The 24,078-nt window shown below is 35.4% G+C and carries 25 protein-coding genes, 1 tRNA gene, 1 pseudogene and 1 riboswitch; of the genes and pseudogenes, 16 read left to right on the forward strand and 11 right to left on the reverse strand.

Annotation, left to right across the window (positions count from 1 at the left end; all coding sequences use genetic code 11):
* Positions 1-55: 55 nt before the first annotated feature.
* The 3 genes from HFP47_RS07935 to HFP47_RS07945 all read right to left on the reverse strand — a co-directional run bounded on the left by HFP47_RS07935 (position 56) and on the right by HFP47_RS07945 (position 4,853).
* Positions 56-811, reverse strand: a complete 756-nt coding sequence (locus HFP47_RS07935; protein ID WP_232683794.1) for a helix-turn-helix transcriptional regulator — start codon at positions 809-811, stop codon at positions 56-58.
* A gap of 150 nt (positions 812-961) precedes the next feature.
* Positions 962-2,086: a Xaa-Pro peptidase family protein gene (locus HFP47_RS07940; RefSeq protein ID WP_179876298.1), complete on the reverse strand. Its 1,125-nt coding sequence runs from the start codon at positions 2,084-2,086 to the stop codon at positions 962-964.
* A 19-nt stretch (positions 2,087-2,105) separates the two neighbouring features.
* Positions 2,106-4,853: a YhgE/Pip domain-containing protein gene (locus HFP47_RS07945; protein WP_179876299.1), complete on the reverse strand. Its 2,748-nt coding sequence runs from the start codon at positions 4,851-4,853 to the stop codon at positions 2,106-2,108.
* Between the two features lie 165 nt (positions 4,854-5,018).
* Between HFP47_RS07945 and HFP47_RS07950 the strand changes: the two genes are divergently transcribed.
* The gene (locus HFP47_RS07950) at positions 5,019-5,594 is read left to right on the forward strand and encodes a TetR/AcrR family transcriptional regulator (protein WP_218925560.1); all 576 of its coding nucleotides are present in this window, start codon (positions 5,019-5,021) and stop codon (positions 5,592-5,594) included.
* Positions 5,595-5,738: 144 nt separating this feature from the next.
* On the opposite strand, the gene HFP47_RS07955 is transcribed toward HFP47_RS07950, so the two are convergent.
* Entirely contained in the window at positions 5,739-7,100 is a 1,362-nt protein-coding gene (locus HFP47_RS07955) for a PLP-dependent aminotransferase family protein (RefSeq protein WP_115231341.1), read from the reverse strand.
* 351 nt (positions 7,101-7,451) lie between these two features.
* On the opposite strand from HFP47_RS07955, the gene HFP47_RS07960 reads away from it, so the two are divergent.
* Positions 7,452-8,234 carry a multidrug resistance efflux transporter family protein gene (locus tag HFP47_RS07960; RefSeq protein WP_257229740.1) on the forward strand — a complete coding sequence of 261 codons (783 nt, stop codon included), beginning with the start codon at positions 7,452-7,454 and terminating at the stop codon, positions 8,232-8,234.
* 62 nt (positions 8,235-8,296) lie between these two features.
* On the opposite strand, the gene HFP47_RS07965 is transcribed toward HFP47_RS07960, so the two are convergent.
* Positions 8,297-9,913, reverse strand: coding sequence for a leucine-rich repeat protein (locus tag HFP47_RS07965; RefSeq protein WP_114666163.1), 1,617 nt, complete (start codon positions 9,911-9,913; stop codon positions 8,297-8,299).
* Between the two features lie 403 nt (positions 9,914-10,316).
* Here HFP47_RS07965 and HFP47_RS07970 point away from each other — a divergent pair, with 403 nt between their 5' ends.
* From HFP47_RS07970 to HFP47_RS07985, 4 genes are all read left to right on the forward strand, one after another.
* A complete protein-coding gene (locus HFP47_RS07970) occupies positions 10,317-10,865 on the forward strand; it encodes a GNAT family N-acetyltransferase (protein WP_011680452.1) in 549 nt (182 codons plus the stop codon).
* Positions 10,866-11,207: 342 nt separating this feature from the next.
* Positions 11,208-11,816, forward strand: a complete 609-nt coding sequence (locus HFP47_RS07975; RefSeq protein ID WP_179876300.1) for a TetR/AcrR family transcriptional regulator — start codon at positions 11,208-11,210, stop codon at positions 11,814-11,816.
* A 178-nt stretch (positions 11,817-11,994) separates the two neighbouring features.
* Positions 11,995-12,498, forward strand: a complete 504-nt coding sequence (locus HFP47_RS07980) for a DNA topology modulation protein (protein ID WP_102753694.1) — start codon at positions 11,995-11,997, stop codon at positions 12,496-12,498.
* Positions 12,499-12,592: 94 nt separating this feature from the next.
* Positions 12,593-13,108: a ClbS/DfsB family four-helix bundle protein gene (locus tag HFP47_RS07985; protein ID WP_179876301.1), complete on the forward strand. Its 516-nt coding sequence runs from the start codon at positions 12,593-12,595 to the stop codon at positions 13,106-13,108.
* Between the two features lie 50 nt (positions 13,109-13,158).
* On the opposite strand, the gene HFP47_RS07990 is transcribed toward HFP47_RS07985, so the two are convergent.
* The gene (locus tag HFP47_RS07990) at positions 13,159-14,328 is read right to left on the reverse strand and encodes a DUF2075 domain-containing protein (RefSeq protein WP_179876302.1); all 1,170 of its coding nucleotides are present in this window, start codon (positions 14,326-14,328) and stop codon (positions 13,159-13,161) included.
* A 309-nt stretch (positions 14,329-14,637) separates the two neighbouring features.
* Here HFP47_RS07990 and HFP47_RS07995 point away from each other — a divergent pair.
* The 9 genes and pseudogenes from HFP47_RS07995 to HFP47_RS08035 all read left to right on the forward strand — a co-directional run bounded on the left by HFP47_RS07995 (position 14,638) and on the right by HFP47_RS08035 (position 19,261).
* A pseudogene (locus HFP47_RS07995) lies at positions 14,638-15,176 on the forward strand (GNAT family N-acetyltransferase).
* Positions 15,177-15,255: 79 nt separating this feature from the next.
* Positions 15,256-15,597 (forward strand): hypothetical protein, encoded by a 342-nt coding sequence (locus tag HFP47_RS08000; protein ID WP_011680457.1) that lies wholly within the window; start codon positions 15,256-15,258, stop codon positions 15,595-15,597.
* 98 nt (positions 15,598-15,695) lie between these two features.
* A complete protein-coding gene (locus HFP47_RS08005) occupies positions 15,696-16,196 on the forward strand; it encodes a tetratricopeptide repeat protein (RefSeq protein ID WP_218925561.1) in 501 nt (166 codons plus the stop codon).
* A 134-nt stretch (positions 16,197-16,330) separates the two neighbouring features.
* Entirely contained in the window at positions 16,331-16,906 is a 576-nt protein-coding gene (locus HFP47_RS08010; RefSeq protein ID WP_179876303.1) for a DUF4352 domain-containing protein, read from the forward strand.
* A 533-nt stretch (positions 16,907-17,439) separates the two neighbouring features.
* Positions 17,440-17,691, forward strand: coding sequence for a hypothetical protein (locus HFP47_RS08015; RefSeq protein WP_014325167.1), 252 nt, complete (start codon positions 17,440-17,442; stop codon positions 17,689-17,691).
* 66 nt (positions 17,692-17,757) lie between these two features.
* A complete protein-coding gene (locus HFP47_RS08020; RefSeq protein WP_179876304.1) occupies positions 17,758-18,033 on the forward strand; it encodes a hypothetical protein in 276 nt (91 codons plus the stop codon).
* Positions 18,034-18,356: 323 nt separating this feature from the next.
* Positions 18,357-18,515, forward strand: a complete 159-nt coding sequence (locus tag HFP47_RS08025; protein ID WP_164907661.1) for a hypothetical protein — start codon at positions 18,357-18,359, stop codon at positions 18,513-18,515.
* Positions 18,516-18,577: 62 nt separating this feature from the next.
* Positions 18,578-18,817, forward strand: coding sequence for a hypothetical protein (locus HFP47_RS08030; RefSeq protein ID WP_011680462.1), 240 nt, complete (start codon positions 18,578-18,580; stop codon positions 18,815-18,817).
* Between the two features lie 108 nt (positions 18,818-18,925).
* On the forward strand, positions 18,926-19,261 hold the full coding sequence (locus HFP47_RS08035) for a hypothetical protein (protein WP_025268528.1): 336 nt from the start codon (positions 18,926-18,928) through the stop codon (positions 19,259-19,261).
* A 136-nt stretch (positions 19,262-19,397) separates the two neighbouring features.
* Here the strand turns inward: HFP47_RS08035 and HFP47_RS10735 are convergent, their stop codons facing one another.
* Positions 19,398-19,847: an MBL fold metallo-hydrolase gene (locus HFP47_RS10735; protein ID WP_257229741.1), complete on the reverse strand. Its 450-nt coding sequence runs from the start codon at positions 19,845-19,847 to the stop codon at positions 19,398-19,400.
* Positions 19,848-19,865: 18 nt separating this feature from the next.
* Positions 19,866-20,204: an MBL fold metallo-hydrolase gene (locus HFP47_RS10740; protein ID WP_232683787.1), complete on the reverse strand. Its 339-nt coding sequence runs from the start codon at positions 20,202-20,204 to the stop codon at positions 19,866-19,868.
* Between the two features lie 248 nt (positions 20,205-20,452).
* Positions 20,453-20,552: riboswitch (guanidine-I (ykkC/yxkD leader) on the forward strand.
* Between the two features lie 53 nt (positions 20,553-20,605).
* Between HFP47_RS10740 and HFP47_RS08045 the strand changes: the two genes are divergently transcribed.
* Positions 20,606-20,977 carry an ACT domain-containing protein gene (locus HFP47_RS08045; RefSeq protein ID WP_010285994.1) on the forward strand — a complete coding sequence of 124 codons (372 nt, stop codon included), beginning with the start codon at positions 20,606-20,608 and terminating at the stop codon, positions 20,975-20,977.
* Positions 20,978-21,079: 102 nt separating this feature from the next.
* Here HFP47_RS08045 and HFP47_RS08050 read toward each other — a convergent pair.
* From HFP47_RS08050 to HFP47_RS08060, 3 genes are all read right to left on the reverse strand, one after another.
* Positions 21,080-21,167, reverse strand: a tRNA-Ser gene (locus HFP47_RS08050).
* A gap of 304 nt (positions 21,168-21,471) precedes the next feature.
* A complete protein-coding gene (locus HFP47_RS08055) occupies positions 21,472-23,028 on the reverse strand; it encodes an ABC-F family ATP-binding cassette domain-containing protein (RefSeq protein ID WP_011680464.1) in 1,557 nt (518 codons plus the stop codon).
* Between the two features lie 20 nt (positions 23,029-23,048).
* Entirely contained in the window at positions 23,049-24,002 is a 954-nt protein-coding gene (locus HFP47_RS08060) for a helix-turn-helix domain-containing protein (RefSeq protein ID WP_010288712.1), read from the reverse strand.
* Positions 24,003-24,078: the final 76 nt, after the last annotated feature.

Here is a 24,078-nt window from a genome sequence, read left to right on the forward strand (position 1 = left end):
AAAACAAAAAAGTCCCTTTAATAAAAAGCTTTAAAAAACTATCTACTTAAAAGTTCTAAACGCCGTTGTTCGAAAATGGATTAATTGAGTTGCGCGGTCCAAAATTTTTCTTGTCATACTTTAAATACTGATCCTCACTACCTATATTACTGCGATACAAAGTTGGTACTTGGTCCTTTGTAATTAATCGAGCACGTTTCACGTAGGATCCTTTATGCAACACAACAGCATAATTATATCCCTTAGGAATAGTTCCAACTTGAAACTTCAACCACTCTCCCGCACCAAAAATGTCACTATATACATAAGCATCTACTGGTTGGGGCATATCCAAGACCACTTTTTTAGTCGTGGTTTTCCCATTCGCATCTGTGCTTTGTTGTGTTCCCCTAACTTTCTTAGTGGCAACTTTTTCAGGTAGCAGTGCGTAGCCATACGTTTCTTTTAGAAAGGGATTAAACCGGTCAATTAATTGATTTTGTGTCGCCCGCCCATAAGTTAATATAGCGATAAAAAATAAAAACGCACTTGCTAAAATAGCTAGTTGCCACACAATTTTCTTGTATCTTTTTCCCGCTGTCAGTTCCTTATTAATGCTATCAATCATATCTGTCCCCTCTTCTTTTAACGTTGTATCCAAAGAAAAACCTAAGTAATCACTCAACGTAACCAACATATCCAAACTCGGATAAGTATCATTATTCTCCCAATGTGACACCGTTTGCCGCGTAACATGCAATTCTGTGGCCATTTGTTGTTGTGTTTTATTTAATGCTAATCTACATTCTTTTAATTTTTGACCGAGCTCCATGTCGCTTCCCCTTTCATAACAAACTTAAGTATACGAAATTGTCACGTAAAGATCGAGCAAGTATTCTTTAACATGTTGATATGAGGGCATTTCAATACAATGATAGATAAAAAGAATGTTCAACTCATATTGAGTTGAACATTCTTTAAATTAATTCTCGACGGTTAATTCTTCCAAAGTAACCGGTGCGTTAGTTAGTAATTTATAACCATCTTTAGTTATCAACACCGTGTCTGAATGTCGATAACCGCCCTGACCTTCAAAATAAATTGCTGGTTCCACCGATACAACCATATTTTCTTTCAAAACTGTGTCATTACCTAATGATAGAGTTGGCTCTTCATGGTTATTTAATCCGATGCCATGACCAGGTCGATGAAGAATGTTAGCCGTAAGATGCTGGTCAATAAGGTAATCTCGCACTTTTGTCTCTACTTCAGATGCCTTAACACCAGGTCGCAGCATATCGAGCATTATATTTCTAGCCGTCATCATCTGATTAAAGTGTAATTCTTCTTCTTTTGTTGGTTTCTCCATGAAGAAGGTACGTTCACATTCGGCAGCATAGCCCGCTAATCTAAACACAGCGACGTTAACATTTGGTCCATGATCAACTGTTGCCGCCATATCAGGAATACTATGAGGCATGAAACTATAAGTTGACGGCCATACACCGTTTGTTACTCTATTTGTGAGACTAAAATTATCCGCGATTTCTTTACCAACTACCTTAAACGGAAGGTTATAAAGGTCTATCACTTTGGAGTCGTTATTCACTTGGCCTAACGTTGCACGAACCACTCGACTACATACTCTTGCAGTCGTTGAAATTTTGTCAATTTCGTAAGCACTCTTTATTTCACGTAATTTTTTGATTATATCATTTGGTTGCCAATCTACTGTCGGTGCCTTTGCAGTTATTTCTAAAAGCGCATTACTTTCGATACCAATTTTATCCAACCCTTCAAACTTTTTTGTAACCACCTCGTACCAGTTTTGACCAACTTCAGACGTAACATCAAAATACGTTTGAATATCATAATCAAAATAGTCAACATCAATATGTGATTCTTCTAATTTTGGTACCAGCATTAAAGGTCTCTTATCTGGATAAATAATTAAGAAAAACGGCCGTTGCTCAGGGCTATAATCAATATTGGTCAGATACCATATGTCCTCTACATCTGTTACTGCGTATGCACTTAACTCTTTTTCTTGCAAGAATCTTTGGCAATTTTGGATTCGGTTATTTATTTCATCACTGAGTATACTCATAATTTCCTTTTTTTAAATATTAACTGTGCTTATAATTAATCTTCTTGATTTTTAATTGCTTGAACATATAGAAACCAATCATAATCAATGTAAAGGCAACAAATATGCCAAACATAACCATCACATCACTTTTAGCGGATCCACCAATCATCAACGTTTCTCGCAGTGCATTGACTGAATAAGTCATTGGCAAATATGGGTGTATGGCTTCAAAGAAACCATTTGACAATTGAATTGGATATGTTCCTGCGGAACCCCCTAATTGAATAACCATCAAAATCATTGCCAGGAATGAACCAACTTTACCAAACCACAAGTTAAGGGATGTTACGACATTAATAAAGGTAAATGATACCAGAATCAGCACCCAGAAAGTTGCGACATAGTGAACTGGTTTGATGCCAATCATACTAATAGAAACAAAGTACATAATTGCTGCTTGCAGAAATGCGAATGGATAAAGCACAGACATTTTGCTTGCCCACCAACTAATAGCCTTTTTAGGATACTTTAGAGGTGTCACTAAATCAAACATCAAGTTAAAGGCAACGGCACCAACGAACAGTGCCACTGACAACATATAAGGTGCCATAGCTGTACCATTATTAGGAACTTTGTCTTTTTCCACATGCTTGGTGCTTGCTGGGGTAGCTAATTGATTATAGGTTAACTTATTTGAGTTAATTTTATTAACTTTGTTGTTTGCTTGACCTAGCTTGTCAGCAAGCGTTGCATTCCCATCTTTAACTTTCGTCAGCCCATCACCAAGTTGTGCTGAACCATCAGCCAACTTAGCACTGCCGTCTGCTATCTTTGTGGCACCACTAGCTAATTGAGTCGACCCGCTTAACAACTTGCTGTTATTAGCAGCCAATTTATCCAGTCCTGACGTTAACTGACTACTTCCTGACGATAACTTTGACGTTGCTGAACCTAAAGCAGGCATCTTTTCATTTAGTGATGATAAGCCGCTGCTAATTTTTTGGGATCCAGCATTTAACTTATCACTTTTTTGTGACAACTTTTGGGTACCATCGCTCAGCTTAGAACTACCGCTAGCTAAGCTTTCAATACCACTAGTGAGTGAGGGTACATTCGTATTAAGTTGTTCAAGCCCCTCTTGTAGCTGTGTTGAACCACTAATTAACTGTGCTGATTTCCCGCTCAGTTGTGACAGCCCACTAGTTAATTTTGTTGCCCCAGTACTTAATTGCGCAGTTGAATCACCGACCTTATTAAGTGAGCCAACCAAACTGCTTATGCCACCATACAGCGTTTTTGTATCGTCACTAGTCCCATAACTAGTGTTTAGTGTATTCACAGCTGATTTTAACTGTGACATACTTGTGTTACTTGATTTAATTAATGTGGTTAAGTTAGTCTGTAATTCACTTAAATTTGTTGTTGCTGATTTGAGTGAATCATTAATGTCATCTGTTGGTAATAGTGCCGTTTCTAATGCACTGACTTGCGTGTCAGTTAGCTTTTGTGTTTTAGCCACAGATTCGATTTTGCTTTGCGTACCGCTGATATAATTGCTAATCGTAGTAACGTTTGCTGCAAGACTACTCATACTACTTGTTAATTTAGTAATTTGCTCAGTATTTTGATTACTGTTGTCCAACAAGGTCTTCAACTGGTTCAAGCCTGTCTGAAAACTTTGCAGCCCTGTTTGCAATTGCGTCATTTTGTTTTTGGCGTCGTCACTATTTAAAGCTTCATTCATTTGTGTCAAGCCATCGGAAACTTTTTGGCTTCCTTTATACGCTTCGTCTGTTCCGGCTGTGTATGCACTAACGCCTTTGGTCAAAGAACTCGATCCGTTAGTTAATTTATTCACCCCAGTAGCTAAATTACTACTACCACGAGCTAATTTTTGCGCACCAGTATTAAGAGCATTGGCACCAGTATTTAGTTGACTCACACCTGCTGTATATTGCTGCAAACCACTGTTTAAACTCGATGATCCTGTAGATAATTGTGAAACACCATTACTTAACGTAGGCATTTTTTCACCTAATTGTCCCAAACCAGCAGTTAACTTTGAGCTTCCTGCATCAAGTTGACTCACACCACTAAAGTATTGTGATAACCCGTCTGTCAGTGTGTTCGTACCATTACTGAAAGTTAAACCACTTGAAGCAAGTGTCCGTAGATTTGTTGTGACCGTCTGATTTCCAGATTGTAATTGTTCAGTTCCATCTACTAACTTTTTGTTACCGTTAGCCGCTGTGCCCATACCATTGCCTAACGTTTTAATTTGTTTAAACAATGTCTCAGCATAGGTCTTTGTCACTTGTTTGGAAATTGTGTTTGTAATGCTTTCAGCCGCTGATTTTGAAAACTTTCCAGCGATAAAACTGTGCCCTGAGCTTGTTGTATAGTGAATTAACATCTTTTTGGGATGCGCGTCCAGTAATGTTGTCGCATTTTTAGAAAAGTTCTTTGGAATTGTCATGACCATATAGTACTTGTCATTGGACAATCCTTTTTTAGCTTCTTTTTGCGATGGAAAACTAAACTTCATCGCATCTGAATCCGCTAAATTATCTTTTAACTTAGCTCCTACTGCTAATTTATTTCCTTGGTAATGCACAGATTTGTCTTCATTGATAACTGCCACGGGCAAATCTTTAATTTTGCCATAAGGATCCCACATTGATTTCAGAAACCCAATCGCATAAATTGACGGAATCAACACAATAGCAATTAGAACAACCACCATAAATTTATTTTTCCATATTTTTTTCCATTCTATTCCGAGCATGTTACTCCCCTTTTTTTAACAACGTGTTGCTTTTTTTGTAGCTATAGTTTATATTAGCATTGGTTATATATAAATCAATGTACAAGTACTAAGGGATTTGTCTAATTTTATGAGGAGAATAGTATAAATCGGCAGGAAAAAAATAAATTAACACAGCAACGAATTATGGACGCTTTCGTGAAATTAGTGAGCGAAAAAGGCTTCAATAACTTAACCGTCTCCAACATCACACGAACAGCAAAACTAAGTCGTGGCACTTTTTATATTTATTATCTTGATAAATACGATGTATTAGAAAAAATTGAGACCTATTTACTAACTAATATGGAAAAACTAATGCAAATTAATATAGATAAGACAATATCTTGGCTAGACGATGTTGATAATAATAAACTATCGGCTGAGTTAGATACCTATTCACCGTATCGTAGTTTCATTCAGTCTTTTGATTTTCTCGATAAAAACCGTTTCACGCTTAAGACACTCCTCTCTAAGAATGGTGATTCACAATTTGTTTACAAGTTACGTCATTTGATTGATGAACAAATTGACTCACATTACAAAAATATTTTTAAAGATGGTAATGAAGTTATTCCCAGTGACTATACACATGATCTATTAATTAGTTCGCTCATTAGCATTATTGGTCATTGGTTACAAAAAGATGACCCTGAATCTCCAGCTGAAATTGCCGAAATTTTGATTAGAAGTCGTATACTGGCTGCTTACCAGGTAAAATAATTTTTGTAACACAAATCAAGTCTCAGTCATTTTTCCCTAAAGTGACAATGACACCGCAATTAATAAAACAAAGAGAATATGTGACTAGCATATTCTCTTTGTTTTATATTTATTTTTTCAAAATCAATGACACGAATTATAAGCTTAGCTCGACGAAATCGTACATTTAATGGTTAGCAACAGTTTTTCTAGTTTTACTAAATCATTAATGGCAGTTATCGATACTCTAATAAAATAGTCGTTATTTGATTTCCAACCACCTGCTTGAAACTGCGGGCTGTACAATACATGTATTCCTAGCTTGTCCAGACGCTCTTTCACTTGTTTAATATTAATTGCAGAATCTATCTTAACCCATTGAAATGGACTCAACGGCGCCTTTGTTTCAAAGACGTTCTCAAATAAAGTTAAACTAGTTTTTATCTGCTTCATTTGGCTATCAATTATCTTTAAAACAAAGTCATGGTTAATTAAATACTTAATAATTTCAAAATCTAAGGTTGGTTCCTGTAAATTAAGATTTGTGAATGAATGCTTTATTTTCTGCTCAAACTTTTTATCAAACAATACCAGCGCTACGCGAATTCCTGGAGCAACTATTTTAGAGAAACTAGATAAGTAGATTGTATGACTCGGTGCCAAGTTAATTATGGCTTTCGTTTTTTCAACATCCAAGTATCGTAAGTAATCATCTTCGATGATTAAAAAATTATGGCTAATGCTTAGCGCTGCTAACTTTTCGCGCCGCGTAATAGACATGGCAACATTAGTGGGATTCGACCGAAAAGGCATGACATAAACACCTGCAACCATATGCGTTGTCAACATGTCTTCCAACTGATCAAGCTTCATCCCCTCGTCATCTTGTGAAATTGACAATAACTTAATATGTAACGTTTTAGCTAATTCAATAAAATTAGAATATGTGAAGTCATCCACAACTATAGTGTCTGAAGGTTTGAATAAAGCTGTTAAAATGATGGCGAGTGCGTTCTGCCCGCCATTTGTTATTAGACTGACCATATCGTCAGATACATCTATTTTTAAATATTCAAACCATTTTTGTGTTGCACCAGCATAACTCTCATCTAAGGATGAATTTGTGAAATACCGTAGTAACTTTTTAACGGGAATATTTTTAATAGCTTCTTTCACATAAAATTCTGCTGAACTATTTTCAACTGAAGTTACATTCAAAATACCTAAATCATTTACGCCTTCTTTTCCTTGAATAGTATGATCAGAAATGCCATTAGGCGATATAAAAGTACCTCGCCCTTTTTCGGTATATAATAAGCCATTTTTCAAGCCAAGATCATAGGCATGTGTCACTGTGGTGAAGTGAATATCCAAAAAATACGACAATTCACGTTGCGAGGGTAACTGATCGTGTGGCTTAAGGACACCCGTCAGAATATCATCATATAAGGATTGATAAATACTTTTATAGAAAGGTTTCTCAAGTGGTAACTTGCTCGGTACCCATGCCAATTCATAATCATTCACCCCGTTCAGCCTCCTAAATAAAATTTATCAACATCAACACCTGTAACCACTAAAATATCTGTTCATTAAAAATCAGTATACACTAATCTATGCACAATAAAAATTATATGGCATACAATTTTTTATTGTATGCTTATTTAATTGCTGGTAGCCTTATACTTATAAATTGTCCATTGAGAGAGTGAGGTTACATTGAATGATGAATAAGTTATCAAAGAGTGTGCAAGCAATTATATTAGGCGTGATAGCGGCTTTTTCTTCTCTCTTACATTTATATTTAATGAAGTTATTGCTAATAAAAATGGGTTTTGGCTCTGGTCTGCCTCCTTACGATATTTATGGATGCTGCCGATGCTTGCTTTGATATTCATTCCATTGGGCGGATCCTTTAGGCGAGTTAACCAATCAATACGCAAACAGCCTCTATCTTGGTGGGTCTGGAGCCACTTCTGTTTTGTTCTATTTTATGTTCCGTTATGCCTAGCTAGTACTTATCTGCCTGGTTGGCTAATCGCCAGTGTTTGGCAGGTAACTATTGTTTGTGGTGTTTTAACAACGCCTTTACTAAATATCGGTAAGCCTTCAAAAAAGATTCCTTTTCCTTGGCAAAGTTTACCTTGGATGTTCACTATTCTTTTAGGTGTCTTCCTAACTATCCTCCAGTACTTGGGTGCCATTCGCATTTCTAACCAAATATACTTATCAATACTAGCGATAGTGGTTGCGGCTATTTGTTATCCACTTGGGAACCGAAAAGTTATGATGACTGCGCCAAAAGTTACCGGTCTCGAAAGAATGTGGGGCATGCTACTGTGTACCTACCCAACATGGATTTTCTTGGCGTTTGTTAGTTTCTATATTAGTGGTGCCCCTAGTGCCAAAACAATGGTGTCTACTCTTTTAGTGGCACTATTTTCTGGTATTATAGCGACCGCTATATTTTTTCATGCAACTTCCTTAGTATTCCGAGAAATCAAATCGTTATCGAAGGTTGAAGCTACTCAAGCGATGGAACTCGTTTTTTCCATCCTATTAAGTGCAATCTTTCTCCATCACCCCTTTTCACTCAGTTGGGAACTCGTAGGTGTCCTAGTAATTATAGTAGGCATACTGGGAATTAGTTTGCGTAAGTAATCTTCCCGAGTTATCAACCACAGCGCTTATTTTATCAAAACGCAATAGTAAACGATGGCGTTTTAGTTCAACATATAGCCGCTATTCGAATCAAAATAGTGGACACTACCGTCCTTGAATTTAATAGAATAGCCCTTTACTTGTGTACCATCAGATTTAAAATAATAGGTATGCCCGTCAATAATCTGCTTACCTGTTAAAGGTACCCCATTGCTGTCTAAGTACTTCCAAGTGCCATCATTCATTTCTACAAAACGATTCTTAATCGTACTAGTTGCTTGCGACTGATTAGTATCAGTTATACCAAAAGGATATAATACGGCTGAAAAACTTTTTTCGGAATTTGTACTATTAATTGTAGCAGTTAGTTCTGTTGCACGTGTACTGCTAATTAAGTTACCCGCAAAACATCCAGAACCAACCCTTTGAATATTAGATGGTAATATTATATTTGTCATTTGATTATCAATGAAGGTACCATCCCCCATTGTTTTCAAAGTGTTTGGCAAATTGATACTAGTAAGCTGATTACTAGCAAACACAAAATCATTCAATGCTGTCAGACTATTATTTGGTAAGTTAACTTTTGCTATATTGTTTGACGCAAATGCGTACCAGCCAATACCTGATATATCAGCATTTAAGCTATTTGGCAAAGTTAATGTGTTTGAAATTTGGTTATCATAGAAAGCAAAGTTACCAATCTGTTTCAGATTTGTTGCTTTGGAGAAATCTACGCCCGTAATGCCTAATGATTTAAACGCATTAGCAGCAACCTTTGTCACATTCGTGGGAATAACAATAGTTTTACCTAGTGTGGCGACTCCTGATTTAACACCTGTCACTATTGTGGAATTATTGCGATCATAAGTAAAACTTTGTGGGTTGCTTATGCTACCAGATACTCCTTTCCCATAAGATTGATGCTTCAATGCATATTGTTTAGCAACGGCATCCGCTTGTCCAGTATTTTGTCCAAAAGTTTCATAACCATACCAGCGAACCGGATGATTACTGCTACTATCTAATACGTTATTGGGCAACACCGCAACATGTGAGGCTTGATTTCCATAGAAGGCTCCGGAGCCAACACTTAAGCTATTCGTATTTTTTATCGTTGTTAGATCAACCGTCTTTAAGCGATCACCGGCAAATGTCCAATCACCAATTGATGTAATTGTTGCTGGAAAGGTGACCGATGTCAGATTAGGATTTTTGGCAAAGGCACCATCGTTAATATGCGTCACACCGCTAGCAAACGTGACTGATCTGATCGCGTTGTCATAGAAAATATACCATCCTAAATTATTATCATTTAGATTAGGATACTGCACAGCTGTTAAACGATTTTTAGCAAAAGCAAAATCTCCGATAGATTTTAGGTTAGTTGCTGAACTAAAATCAACACTCGCAATGCCTTGATTATAAAAAGCAGTGCTAGCAATACTGGTAACATTATTCGGAATCACAACCTTTGCACCTGTATGTTGTGATGAATTGTCCGAAAAACCATACAAGACTCCATTTTTTATTTTGAGAGACGGCTGTGGTACACCATCAGCATGAATGATCGTGCTATTGATACACAATGCACCACCAACAATCAACATAATAAACATCATTCTAATCAAAAAATATTTGCTCCCAGTTTCTCTAACCGCGTCATCGTTATACATCATACATTGATTCCTCCTCTACCCATTCCGTACTGCAATAAAACTCCTTCACAACATGTTTTACGATAGAAAACTGACTAAGCACTGTTAAAGCAAAATACAACATCACATAATCAGAATTTTCTTATATCTGCTTTTATTATAAATCACATTATTCATCAATACATCTTTCAGCAATTGATAGGTTAATAATATATTAAATTAATATATTTTAATCTGTTGCTATATTTGGTATCATTAAAATATATTAAATACGAACGTGCAACAACTTATTCACGTTAAAAGGTGTTGACAATATGGAGTCGCATATGATTGCAAATAAAAATAACTAATCTGCATCACGTTTGAATTGTTGATGCAGATCATAAAGCTCATGACAATTTAAAGAAGAGAGATCAAAGCAGACATGTTTATAGGAAAAAAAGTAAAACTATCACACTATCATGACGGCGACGGTAAAAAATTTGCTGAATGGCAGTGGGATGATGCGTTCAATAACCCATTATCAGATGATATGATTCACCCCCATACTGCTGAGGACTGGGAAAATATATTTAGACGTTCATCTAAAAGCAAAGAAAATGTTGAATTTACTGTTAGAAAAACAGAGAATAATGAATTGGTCGGATTTGTTGCCTTGTTTGACCTCAACATACGCAATCATACTGGCGAATTAGCGATTGGTTTTCCTAAAAAGGAAGATCGTTTAAAAGGTTATGGATCTGAAACCTTGAGCTTAATCTTAGATTATGGTTTTAACAATTTGAATATGCATAAAATTAAGCTCACCGTCTATCCATTTAACACACCAGCCGTGAAAGCCTACAAAAAGAATGGATTTACCAAAGAAGGTACCTTTAAAAACGAAGTCTTCTATGATGGAAAATGGGTCGATATTGACCATTACGCCATCTTCCAAAATGACTGGTATACTTCCCAAAATGAGTATCAATGATAATCATGGATAAAAAACGCGAAATAACATAATGTTATCCCGCGTTTTTTCTATCTCATTATAAATATCGCAATTCAGCGTTAATACATCTTAACACCAAATTTTTTTGTTGTGATACAACTGCTAAACTACTTTTTTGAACAATTTTCCCTTTACTTATCATTGTTTATTCGCGGCCTGACAACACCAACATTTAAAGCAAGCAATTACTTGCATGCTTTAAATGTTGGTGTTATGATAACTCTTGGTAACACATCAAATAGGTTTTATTCAGATACCAAATACTTAAACTTACTTACAACGAACTTTTGATTTTTGATACTTATGGAAAAGGATATACGCATGAATAGACAAGATAAGAAAAACTTGACCAGAACAAAGATTACCACAGTGTTTATAAGTCTAGTCCACCAAAAAGGTTTTACTAATACAACGATATCAGATATTACTCAACAAGCTGGCCTCAGCCGTGGTACGTTCTATGTATATTTTCTGGATAAATATGATCTCTTGGAGAAAGTAGAAAATAATTTATTAAAACACATTGAAACACTCTCCACCATAACAATTAGTAAAACAGTTTCTTGGCTAGACAATCCCTCAGATGATATACTATCTACGCCCTCCTCACCATATTTTAGTTTGATTAATATTTTCAATTATCTGGGTAATAACCGCTTTTTCTTTCAAACCCTGCTATCCGAAAACGGTGATAAACAATTTATTTACAAAATGAACTGCCTTCTCGACCAATTGTTTAAAAAGCTATACACAAATACTAGTGACCATATATTGCAAGCCTTACCAAGTGACTACACAATTGAGTTATTGACCAGTAGCCTTGTCAGTATCATTGATCATTGGTTACAAAAAGATAATCCTGAAACGCCAAGCGATGTAGCAAAAATTTTAATTCAAAGCCGATTATTTGCTGTTTATCAACCAGCATAATTAGAATTTTCTTTTCCTATACTTCAGTGACTCATAAAAAGATGAGCTCCACTTTTACTAATTCTATATTCGCTTTTGATGACCTCTAATTTTCATCACAGTTGATTTTTCCTCCCAACAATGTCATTTATATTTGATCGTTTTAAAGTTATAATAGTAAGCAATGTGAGGGGAAATCATGAAAAGAGTTTTATTAATTGGCTCAGGCGGTGCTGGAAAATCAACGTTAGCACGCAAAATGAGCAAACAACTAAACATTACAGCTTTTCACTTAGATAAGTTGTTGTGGAAACCGAATTGGCAAATGACGCCCAAACCTGAACAAGCCATCATTGTTAACAATTTAGTGCGTCAAGATAGCTGGATTATTGACGGTAATTATAATGGCACACTAGATATTAGAGTTGCTGCTGCCGATACCATTGTATTCTTGGATAGAAGTCGATTTGTATGTATCTATCAAGTTTTTAAACGTCTTCTGCAGTATAGAGGTACCTCACGTCCAGATATGCAAGACGATTGCTCGGAAAAAATTGATTGGGATTTTCTCAAGTGGATTTGGCAATTTCCCAATAAACAAAAAGTTATAATCATGAACATGTTTGAAACGATAGATCAATCTAAAAATATTGTTATCTTAAAAAACAAAAAACAGATAGAAAAATTTTTGGATCAATTATAAGTTTTACAAAAAACGTACAAATATATGTAATCAAAACAAATGTTGAATCAGGTCGCTCAAATAATCCATCATACTTTAGAAAGAACGCTATCCGATGAAATCATATGAAAGCAAGTCCGCATTAAACGAGGCCATCAAAACCAGTTATAAAAAGTACATTGATGAATTTACAAATATTCCAAATTCACTTAGCAATAAACGGATACAAGATGTTGCTCGCACACCAAGCGAAAATATTTCATACCAGTTAGGATGGATTACCGCCTTATTGAACTGGGAAAAAGATGAAATAGCTGGTCAAGATGTCTTTGTGCCAGCAAAGGGGTATAAATGGAATAATTTAGGCGGACTCTATCAATCATTTTATGATGATTATGCTGACCTTTCTCTTGAAGAACAGATCAACTTACTAAACAGACGTGTTATTGAACTTTGTGAACTTGTAAGTTCTTTACCAGATGACGTTTTATTTGAGCCCAATAAGCGAAAGTGGGCAACTACTCCAGCCCAGTGGCCAGTATGGAAATGGATTCACATCAACTCGGTAGCACCTTTTAAAACTTTTAGAACCAAGATTCGTAAGTGGAAAAAATTAGCATTGATTAAATAAACAAAAAGCCATGATAACATATACTGTTATCATGGCTTTTTTACTATAATTTAACGTTCATTTTGATACAAATCGACCAACCGTTGCCTTAGTTGATCATCATAAGCTGTTAAATACATACCATATTTGCCACGTTTAATTAAAACATTCAAAACATTAGCAATAAAATCTTGATATTCTTTGCTTGTAAATTTGATGTCCTTGCGCTTCTTAAAAATCTCTTTATGTGAGTATTTTTCTGGCAAAATAGTCATGCTATCGGTTTTGTCATCATAGCCAAATGATGGACCAATGATCATGCCCACGTAATTTAAATCAAATCCTTGTAACGTATAAATTGTGCCTACTTGTGTAATAGACGATTCACGTTTAGCCCAGTGTGTACGTTGTGGATCCCATTCATCCCAAGGTAAAGAAAAGGTGTCCATCTCAACATTGTGACGCCCATCGATGCGTGGAAATCCAGAAGTTGCGACTACACGACTCAACCCAACTTCGCGATTTTTAGCTTTAACTTCCTCATATAAATCCCCTGCTGTTGAGAATACTTTAAAGTCAAAATCACTATTACGAGGAAAAGGAATCAATGGCTTTTGTGCTGTTAAGTCATCCATCCATTGTACCTGTTCTGAACTAGCAACCATACGATATTGAAAATCCATATCAAATTGTCGGTATGGATGACTACCAACGGTCTGACGTAATAAATCTTGTGACCAGTACATTTTAGATTGAAAAACTTGTGCAAAATCATAGACCACCACAACAATTTTGGCTAAGTTCATTAAATCTGTGAGCTGGTTCTCACCTCGATAGTGTGCATAAGGCTCTGGCTTTGAATATAATAAATGTGCCTCATCTACGAAAATAACATCATATTTCCAATTGTTTTTCTGGGCACGATTAATGAGTGCTGTGGGACGCAAGATATCCTTTTCTTTCATGCCGGGAATATCATGGGCAAGGTCTTGATAAGCTTTAAATAATTCGGGATGATTAACAACTAACGCGGTTTTATAACGTTTATTCGTCATATATTTTGTGACTAAATTCATTAAAACAACTGATTTACCCGTGCCGGCAGCCCCTTGAATAACCGCCACAGCATGCTGATTCCCTTTAATGCTCTTGTTGATATAACTGTTTATATTTGTTATGGTTTCTTTCTGGTTATCAGATAATTGATCAATCATGAACTGATCTTTTAAAATTTTATTCATTGCGATTCACTCCTATTGTATTTATTATACAGACTTAGTAAGGAAACATCAGATTTTATTGTTATTCCCATCAGCTTCATCATGTTAACATTTATTTAAGGTTTTTCTAATAGTATTTGTGTCCTTTTACTATTTGATACTATATAAGCAAAGTAAACTGTTCCAAATACCAACGTGCAAATACTTATCCACGATAAAAGATGTATCAACGGAGTTGCATTATGACTGCAAGTAAGATGAACTAGGCCGCATATTTCTTTAATTGTTTATAGGAAACTCACTAATGCATATTAAAGAAAAGAGAAAAACATGTTTATAGGTAACAATGTAAAACTATCGCATTACCACGAAGAAGATGGGAAAAAGTTAGCTAGTTGGCAATGGGACGAAGATTTTGTCACGCCGTTAGCTAGTGATATGATTCACCCTTATACCGCGGAAGATTGGGAAAAAATATTTAGGGATGCTTCCAACAGCTACGAAAATGTTGAATTTACTATTCGAAAAGTTAGTGATGATAGTTTAGTTGGGTTTGTCGATCTATCTGATATCAGTGTACGCAATCATTCCTGCGAACTTGGCATTGGCTTCCCCAAAAAGGAAGACCGATCAAAGGGATATGGCACCGAAGCTCTATCCTTAATATTGAGTTACGGTTTTAATAATCTCAATATGCACAAAATTAAGCTCTCAGTATATCCCTTCAACATTGGCGCTGTAAAAGCCTACACTAAAGCGGGATTCGTCAAGGAAGGCACAGCCAAAAATGAAATTTTTACAACGGCAAATGGGTTGATATAGACTATTATGCGATTTTCCAAGAAGACTGGTATGCAAGGCAACAATAAAAAATAAAAGCACTCATTGAGTGCATACATAAACAAGTTAACATGCAGGACTCACGTTAAAAGAATTAGGAGAATGATTATGGATGAGAATGGTAAAATTGTACCTGTTGAGATTAAAGGTTGGAACTGGGGCGCCTTCATGTATAACATATTTTGGGGAATTGGTAACAAAACTTATTTACCTTTACTATGCCTAATCCCTTTATTTAATTTCATTTGGATCTTTGTTTGTGGATTTAAAGGCAATGAATGGGCCTGGCAAAAAGGTGATTACACAGACGTCGAAACATTTAAAGCTGTCCAGGCCACATGGAATCGTGCTGGATTGGTGCAGTTTATTTTGACAATCGCCATATTAGTACTATACTTTTTACTTTTCGTGGTTCTTTTCTCATCAGTCTTAAATCAAAATAACTATTAGTAGTCTCCTCCTATTTGATGTGCTTGCACAGAGAAAAATCAACAAAAAATTTTAAACCCGTCAATAACTCGTTTGAAATTTATAGGAACTGAAATCAAATGATGACCACTCAAGACAATATTCTTTTAAAAACCGCAATAAAAATGAGACATGAAAAAGAATTTAAGGCGTCCAACCGTATCTTAAAAAAATTAGATGCCAAATATCCGCTTAATGCCAATATTCAATATCAATATGCTTGGAGCTTCGATATTCTTGGACAAGAAAGAGAAGCTGTCCCTCACTACTATGCAGCCATTGATAACAATGGGCTAGAATCTGTCGATTTAGAAAACGCCTACTTAGGTTTAGGTAGTACTCTACGATCAATAGGTTCTTATGATGAATCATTAGATATTTTATCAAAAGGTACGGAATTATTTCCAACAAATAATGCTTTAAAAGTTTTCAAAGGGATGACACTCTATAATTTAAAACGCTTTAAAGAATCCTCAACAATTTTACTGCAATGTCTTATTGAGACAAGTGAAGACACTGATATTAAAACATATGCTAAGGCGCTAGGTCTATACTCACAAGATCTAGACCAGACATTTTAAATAATTATCAATCATCGCAATTAAAAAAGCCTTAATGGGGACAAAGCATGAAAATAAAACTGGTAAATAGCTGCTGTTCCATTACAAATAACTTGCTGCTTTAATGCACATATAAAATGCAAAGAAGAAAAAATATGAGCAGAAAAAATATAAAAACACGTTCCAAAAATAAAAGTTTTTATCAAAGTATTTGGATTACCACGCTAATAATAGTAATTGTCGTCATTATTGGCGTTTGGCAAGTTTATACTAGGTATTCTGGTGATTTGGTTAAAAAAGTTGATACAACCTCATCCAAAAACACTTTAAAACCGCAGTCAATTTTTAAAGTTGGTGAGACAGCAGAATATAAAGATATTCAGTTTAAAGTAAATGACTTCAGTTTCATAGATGGTTACCCCAAAATTGATAAATTAGCTGCTGGAAATCAATTTGTTGTTGTCAATATGACCATTACCAATAACAGTAATAAAAAATTTGATTATGATTCATACTTTTTTCACCTTGATGACAATGGTAAACAAACAGATACAACAGAGTCTTCTTACAACGTAACTGCTTCTTTAGACAGCGGCACTTTACGTCAAGGTGAATCAACGACGGGAAACCTTGTGGGACAAGCAAATACAAATCATCAACTAAGGTTAATTTACCAACAAGATACTAATCTTAACAAAGGAAAAATAACTTTTAAACTGAATCAAGAATAAGGTTTAAAACTGAAAGTAAGAAACAGCTCACCTTCCCCTTGCTACTCTGACTACGTATCAAGTGGACTATATTAAAACACTAATAAATATCGTCCAGCACAACGCTATAATTAGTTTTAATGCCTATGCATTAAAACTTCTTGCTTGACCTCTACTTTGACGAGAAAACAGAAAGATATAGCAAAATTTATGACTTCATGGCGTACTTCGGTATACCTGCGTCACTCGAGAGTGCTGTTTTGAAAACATATAACTTAGGTGTATTTTATGGATTTATTAACAACGTTCCCAATGGCTATGAGTGGACTAACATTTTTAATAGTAAGTAAAGATAAGAAAAGTAAAAAGTATCGTGTGGCGGGAATAATGATGTTATTGGCAAGTTTCATTAGCTTTTTGACTTACTTTGTCTATAAATAGAAATCCACCTACCATCAGTATGTGACTTAAAACGAAAAAAAACTGTTTATTTTAACAAGGGGATAAACTCTATGTGTCGCTTCCCTATTGCATAACAGCGGGGGAATAACAATATGCAAAAAGCCACTATTTTTAGAATAATTGCCACAGTAGGAATTTTAGGAACAGTCCTATATGAAATTGTGACTAATACCAACACGTTATATATAAAAATTGTCCAAGCAGTTTTTATGGTAATACTATGGACTGCTCTTGCGGTTGATAGATACCAACATAATAAATCGAAGAGAGAACTAAAAAAAGATTTATTTTTAGTAGGGGTGTTTACATTACTAAGCATTGCAATAATATCCTTTTTTAGATAATTAGCCTAGCCATATTAGCAAATACTACGTGCAGAACCACGTTAAAAGCGTAATTGGGGATTAAGGATGACAAAAAATAAACAAGAATTAAAGACGCAAATAGTAGCTTATGGTTGGCAATTATTTACACCTGAAAATACAATCGTTATGGATAATGACCAGGGTAACATAGCCATTGAGGATATTTCTGATAATTTTAGGGGTGGACCATTTATAGTGTTAAAAGTTAGCGAAAATGAAGTTACAGTAGAATCTAGCGGCATCTTTGACCAAGGTGTCTCAATTACGTTAGACAAAAAGATTGTCATTAAACGTCGCCCTGACATTGAAATTAATGATTAAGTGACCTCTAAATAAAAAGTATTCACAGAGTACTTACATACCGCAAAATAAATTAGGAGCATTATTATAATGAAAAGAACTACACTCTGGTTAAGTATTACATTGCTGATTGCTTTACTAACAATCTATACAGTCTACCAAAATGGGCTTGACTTTAGTTTTTCTCTAACCATATCTAAAAATGCGGCTTCAGCAAATGGCTCAATGGCGTTTTTATTTACTTTGCTAACTATTTTTAGTGGCATAAAATATCTAACGTGTAGATTTACTAAATAAGCACTCACAGAGTGCTTACATACATTAAAATTAATTGGGGATGAGACATGAAAACACAACTGATAAATGGTTACTGGACAGCTACGAGTTTTACAGATAAATTAAACACTGCTTTGGCTGAACTAGAAGCGGACGGGCACGAAATCGTTGAAGTACAATATAAAACGCCCGTAGTCTTCTATTCTGCTATAGTAATTTACAAATAATGTACTCACAGAGTACGTATATACGTGCCGAACCACGTTAAAAGTATAATTGGGGATGACATATGACAAAACAACCATTTAAAATGATGAAAACTATAGGTGCGGTTGCCCTGATTGTAATGGCATTGCTGAATTATGCCAACTTTCAGTTTAACTATACAAAATACAGCGCTCTTATTGTGACATTAATGATGCTGGCTCTTGGATTTCAGAGCTACAGTGAGAAGAAAAAATTCAATTCAGATATTGCTTTTGTCACGATTGCTGGCCTAGCGACGTTATATATTTTTTTCGTTAACTAGAGCATTAAAGGGAATGAAATTATGAAACAAAGGGACGTACCTTTTCGATAAATATAAAAAAGTGGTGTAATTTCAAACAAGTTAGCTGATGACATTGACGAGATTCATATGCTCATCATTGCTAACTCCGTCAACAAAATAGAAAATAAAGAAAGAGAAAATGTAAATATGGAAAACATAAATATACACAGCAAAATGTTTCAATATAGAGCAGCGCTTTTTGTAATTGCTATTTCTTTTATTGTAGCCAATTTTACATATCCGAATAATATCTATATTCAGCGCTCAATGCCATTGTTACTAGCATTTATGCTTATTTCATACGCTGTTGAGAGATTTAGAGAGAAAAAATGGTTACCTTTTTCAGCTTACGCATTGGTTAGCCTGCTCAATATTTTTCAGGTTAGCCAAGAACTATATCGCCATTTATATATTTATAAATAATAACCAAATCTCCAAATACTAGTTGGGGGCTTTTCGCTTTATAAAACAAAAGTGATTTAATGGCATGCTTTTGACTCGCTAATTCACAGTGTCAGCAAATAAATAATAATAAGTTAAAACACGCTCTCTCATTATTTTATATATTGACTTCTAATCCAACTCCGACCTCTTCAACAGTAATAAATTGATTTATATATGCCTTAGCTTTAAAAGAAACACAGTGACTCGGATATAGTTGTGCAATATTATTATTTTGAAAATAATCAACAGTTTTTTCTAATCGTTCATCTAGGTCAAACAAATGAAAGCCACCAATGATACCAAGTATTTTATTGGTACCTGTAACTTTCTTAGCATGCTCACAAATATTGCAAATGCCGCTATGGGAACATCCTGTGATAATAAATAGCCCTTCATCTGTTTCATAAGCCATCGCTGTATCATCCATTACATAATCGTCTTCCCATTGGTTATTAACAAAATATTCTCCTATGGCTTCTCGCTCTTCAAAAGCAGTATACTGACCTATTTCTCCTAAGTACCAAATTTTATTTGTTAATTTAATTGGTTCCTTTTGTAAGTTCAAATCAAACTTATTTGATACCTATTCCGTACTTTTGGGAGACCCGATATCTAATTTCTCATATCGCTTTGAATTCAAAAAAAGTGGATGTGCATAAACTGACTTACCAAAAAGTCCTGATGATTTTGATAAAAAACTCATACCACGTGTATGATCATTGTGTCCGTGCGAAAAAACAATTTTAGTCATTTCACTTAGATTAATACCCTTGATTTTTGCATTCTGCAAAAATATGTCGCTGTACCCCATATCAAAAAGTATTTTTTCATCTTGATCTTCTATTAGCATAGATAAAGCGGGCTCACCGAAATAATATTCATCAATAAATGTGTTATTGTCTACCAAAATGTTTATCTTCATTGCTCTCTTCCAATCTTTTATCTTTAATACTTTACTATACAGACTAAATTATTTTTTAAAAGTGCAAATCAGTAAATTTAATATATTGTAAAAATCAGTGATATTCTTTTACTATCAATATTGACAAGTTAGTTAAACATTTATATAATAATGTTTCAAATTCAAAAATTACCTATATAAATATTTTCAATTTTATCTAAAGATTCCCATTCTAAATTGCCTAATAAAAATAGTTAGTTTATTATTAATCTATAGTTTTCTAGGGTTCCGCTATAATAATAGGTCTGGTCCAAGAGAAAACATACAATGATTACATTGTACACACGGACGGATAAAAGCCTAGGAGATATTTCTTAACGAAATATTTCCTAGGCTTTTTAATTTACTAAGGAGAATACACTATGGAATTAATACTTTTGCCAGAACAACTCTCGGTTTTTCAAATCGAATCATTGGAACAATTGGATTTATCAATGAAGCCTCTGTTTATTGGCTCTACTGCAGATGAGCTTTCTATCGTTGCTCCAACAAAGAGTGTGCCAACAAAAACAATAAACCAAGAAGATGGTTGGCGCGCATTAAAAATCAATGGTGTTTTAGATTTCAGTTTAGTTGGCATTTTATCTAAGATAGCAACTTTGTTAACCGAAATTGACGTCAGCATATTTGCAATATCAACGTACGATACTGATTATATTTTAATAAAAGAAACAAATCTCTCTAATTCAATAGACTGTCTGCGTCAAAACCAATATGTAGTTTCAGAAAAATAAGTAACGCAAAATAGCTCACAATCAAAAATCAATAAAATACTGCATTTTTACATAAAAAAAGCGTTGCACCAAGATCTTGGTGCAACGCCATGAAATGCTAAATGGAGAAGAAGGGATTCGAACCCTCGCACGCTTTAACACGTCTACACCCTTAGCAAGGGCGCCTCTTCAGCCGCTTGAGTACTTCTCCATAACAATAACTAATATACCAGAATTTAGAACGGATAGCAATACCCAAAATGCCGTCAACACTGCTTTTTGCGCTCAATAAATAGTTCATGAGCGAAGACTCATAGTACTGTCATAATTACCGTATTTCAATGCCATGGTTTTCCATGAAAGATTGCTTTGGTTGCTTTTAAAAAGCCGACAGACACTCACATAGAGTCCGTATCGGCTTTTTTAATTACATTCGGTCAAGTTTAACCGTCGCATATCTGGAAACACCTGCTCATCTATTACACGGATGCACAGAAATTGTTAACTCTTGATTGTTATTCCGCTTCTTCTTTATAGCTTAATGCGGCAACGTTTAATTCTTTATCTCCTAGTCCCTTTGTAAAGCTAGTTTCGTGGGAAACAATAATCACGTTTCCTGGGAATTTGTCGATAGCTGCACGCAAAGCATTTTTTGTGCCTTCATCCAAGTGGTTTGTCGGTTCATCTAAAATCAAGAAATTACTTGGTTTCATTTCCATAATGGCCAACTTAACTTTGGTCTGTTCCCCACCAGAAAGCTGCTTCATTGGTTTTTGCGCATTTTCAGCGTTAATACCAGCAGCAGCTAACCGAGTACGTAAAGCTTTCGGCTCCAATTTAGGGAAACGATCTTGCATTTCTTGCAGTGGTGTTTTTTGATCATTGTCCCATTCTAAATCTTGATCAAAGTAATTCACAACTGCTGATGGTGAAAACTCTGCTTCACCACCAAGTGCTGGAATAACACCCAAAACAGATTTAATTAGTGTAGACTTACCAGCACCGTTGAAACCTTTGAAGACAACCTTTTGACCCGATGTCATCGAAAAGGTCACCGGCTCCAAAACAGGTGTTACATAACCAACAGAAAGTTCATTCACTGTTAGTGCGTTTGCAGACTGAGAGTTAACATAGGGAAAATTAAACTTAGCTTGCAATGCCTCTGACGGTGGATCAACTCGATCCATTCTTGCCAACATTTTTTCACGTGACTTGGCTTGTTTTGATGTTGACGCACGTGCCTTGTTTTTGGCAATAAATTTTTGCGCTTTCTCAATTTCACCTTGTTGCTTTTCATATTGACGTAACTGTTGCTCAGCTCGCTCGTCTTTTTGACGCATTGCCTTTTTAAAGGAGCCACGGAACTTAGTAATTTTACCAAACGATAGGTCAATTATTGCATTGGTTACCTTATCCAGGAAGTCAAAATCATGCGAAATAATCATCGCTGACCCTTCAAAAGACTGTAGGAAATCTTCAAGCCATTCAATATGGGCCACATCTAGATAGTTTGTTGGTTCATCTAAGATAATAACGTCGTCATTTTCTAACAATAACTTAGCCAGAATGACTTTGGCACGTTGGCCACCAGACATTGATTCTAGTGCCCGAGTGCGCCCAATGGCTTCCAATCCCAATCCAGAAATCACGCGCTCAATTTTGGTGTCCACGTCATAAAATCCGGCAGCGTCTAGCTCTTCTTGCATGCGTCCGGCGCGTTCTAACAATTTGTCAGATAAGCTCTCTGCATATTCATTGTACAGTTCCGTAATACGGTCTTGTTTGTCATACAAATCTTGATAAGCCGTATGCAAAAAATCAACCAGCGTCATTCCCTCAGGAATTTCTGCATACTGGTCTAGATAGCCGACCTTTAAGCCTTTTTGCCATTCGATTTTACCAGAGAGAGGTAGTTCTTGACCGGTAATGATCTTGATAAGTGTTGACTTACCAGCACCATTTTGGCCAACAATGCCCATGTGTTCTCCAGCCTGTAATTCAAATGCTGCATCTTCGTATAAAGTTTTTTCTGCGTAGGCCATTGAAAGGCCTGAAATTTCTAATAATGCCATAACTATAAGTCTACCATACTTTAAAGCAACATTGAGTATGTACGAGGTATTTTTTGCGTTTCCCCCGATAAAACAGCGTCTCGTGTTTTTTCGATAACTTCTTTGGAATATTTCACTTTATCTTTTTGGTCAGTAATTTCGTAAACAGTAAGAACCGAATGAGCTAATTGATAGCCTTCTTCCACACTTCCTTGCATCATCATTAATAAACCCTTTCCAAATTTCAAACGAATTCGCTCACCAGTCCAATCTAATATAAACTGGTCAGCATCGCTCAATATTTGTTCCGATAAGGTTAACATTTCAGCTGCACCTTTAAGATCTACAAAAAGCAGTCCATTAAAGGCTGTATAAGCAATATCTACTAATCGCTTTTTTTCTGTACGTAACTGTGTATAAAATTTTGCTCGTTTGATAGCCAAACGGCTTAAAATTAACAAGTCACTTGGAGACATACCAAAATAAAACAAAGTAAAAATATCTAATTCAATTTGTCCCCACGTTTCGGCTTGCTTTAAAAAATTAACTGCTGGTCTGACGTGTTTTTTCACAATATCAATGTCATATATTTGTAAATTCTCTTCTTCGGCAAGTGCGCCCTGTATCATTAAACCAAAATCACGTATAAAGCGTGCACTGATACCGCCACGACCTTGACGCATATCATTTGTAGCTTTCAAAATCATTGCTTCTAATTGTTTCTTTTCTTGTGGTTTCCCGGATTGAACACCCATTTCACGGAGCAACATATAAATATAATTATTGTTGGTTTCTCCACCAAGAAACAAGAATTCATCATGACTAACACCCATATCTGATAATAATTTATCTAGCCGATCCGCTGAAATACGAGTATGCCCTTTTTCAAATTTTCCAATCAGTGATCGAGATATGCTAGGCTGTTCTAAGTCAACTATTTTTAAACCCTTATCTTCTCGTAAACGTTTAAAAGTCGCACCATAATTCATTTTCATTACCCTCATTATTTAAAAAATAGAATATATTCTCTTTTTGTTGTCAAACTGACTTTACCATGTATGCTATATTTAT

Source organism: Leuconostoc sp. DB-1, assembly GCF_013414845.1.
GTDB classification, from domain to species: domain Bacteria; phylum Bacillota; class Bacilli; order Lactobacillales; family Lactobacillaceae; genus Leuconostoc; species Leuconostoc mesenteroides.